This is a genomic window from Roseateles sp. P5_E11 (assembly GCF_054049355.1).
Genome location: NZ_JBFUMO010000969.1, coordinates 1 through 1,356 on the forward strand (window position 1 = coordinate 1; position 1,356 = coordinate 1,356).

General features: G+C 63.3%; 3 protein-coding genes. 2 read left to right on the plus strand and 1 reads right to left on the minus strand.

The features are described 5' to 3' along the window. On the plus strand, positions 1–483 hold a 483-nt coding region (locus ACXJKR_RS32570), incomplete at its 5' end, for a PLP-dependent transferase (RefSeq protein ID WP_457326380.1). A gap of 62 nt (positions 484–545) precedes the next feature. Here the strand turns inward: ACXJKR_RS32570 and smpB are convergent. Further along, a complete protein-coding gene (smpB, locus tag ACXJKR_RS32575; RefSeq protein WP_457326381.1) occupies positions 546–1,007 on the minus strand; it encodes an SsrA-binding protein SmpB in 462 nt (153 codons plus the stop codon). A 47-nt stretch (positions 1,008–1,054) separates the two neighbouring features. On the opposite strand from smpB, the gene ACXJKR_RS32580 reads away from it, so the two are divergent. Then, a partial coding sequence (locus ACXJKR_RS32580) for a type II toxin-antitoxin system RatA family toxin (RefSeq protein WP_457326382.1) occupies positions 1,055–1,356 on the plus strand: 302 nt, incomplete at its 3' end.

The window sequence follows — 1,356 nt, forward strand, 5'->3', positions numbered from 1 at the left end:
AACCATGCTCACGAGCACCTGGGCTATGGCCTGGGGCAGAACGACGTCGAGCTGGTGCTGCGCAGTTTGCCGACCATGCCGCTGCGCTATGCGGCCCAGGATCATGTGACACGCCAGCTCGCGAACTGGATGGCGGATCGGCCCGAGGTGGCGCAGGTTTTCCATCCCGCGCTGCGGGGCTCGCCTGGGCATGAGAACTGGCTGGCGGTTGGTGGAGCGGGCGCAGCCTGCTTGTTCTCTGCCGTCTTCAGGCCGGAATACAGCGCTGCACAAGTCGATGCCTTCGTCGACGCGCTGCAGCTATTCGGCATTGGCTATTCCTGGGCCGGCCCGATGAGCCTGGCCGTGCCCTACGACATGAGCCGCAGCCGCGACCTGCCGCTGCCGTTCAATGGCGGCACGCTGGTGCGATTCGCGATCGGCTTGGAAGATGGGGCCGACCTGAAGGCCGACATCGAACAGGCGCTGTCAGCTCTTGTTTGAGACCTTGTGCCTCATCAATTGCCCCTTTTGGCGAAAGGTCCAATGAGCCGCTACGCGACTCATCAGTCCTTACGGCCTGTTGATGCGTGTCGCATCAATTGGCCCTTTTCTCTCTCCCAGTCCCGCTTCTTCTCCGTCTCGCGCTTGTCATGCTGGGCCTTGCCCTTGGCCAGCGCAATGTCGGCCTTCACGCGGCCGCCCTTGTAATGCAGGTTCAGCGGCACGAGGGTGAAGCCGCGCTGCTCGATCTTGCCGACCAGCCGCTTGATCTCGGCCTTGTGCATCAACAGCTTCTTGGTGCGGTCGGCTTCGGGCGTGACGTGGGTTGACGCGCTGCGCAGCGCATTGATGCGGCAGCCGATCAGGAACAGCTCGCCGTTCTTGATCATCACGTAGCCATCGGTCAGCTGGACCTGGCCGGCGCGGATGGCCTTGATCTCCCAGCCGGAGAGAACGACGCCCGCCTCGAACTGTTCTTCGATGTGGTAGTCGTAACGGGCGCGGCGGTTCTCGGCGATGGACATGGGGTCGCAAATGGGGGCGAAGCCCCTCAATACAATTTGTGGATTCTATGAAGCAGGTCAAAAAGTCCGTTCTGCTCTGGTACACACCCCGCGAGATGTACGAGCTGGTCACCGCGGTGGAGCGCTATCCCGAGTTCCTGCCCTGGTGCAACAAGGTCGAGGTGCTGGGGCGTGAGGCCGACACCGTCACGGCACGCCTGCACCTGGCGTACGCTGGCGTGCGCCACGCCTTCACCACGCGCAACCACAACGAGGACGGCCGCAGCGTGCGCATGGAGCTGGTCGACGGCCCCTTCTCGCATCTGGACGGGCTGTGGCAGTTCCAGCCCTTGAACAAGCCCGGTGCGGA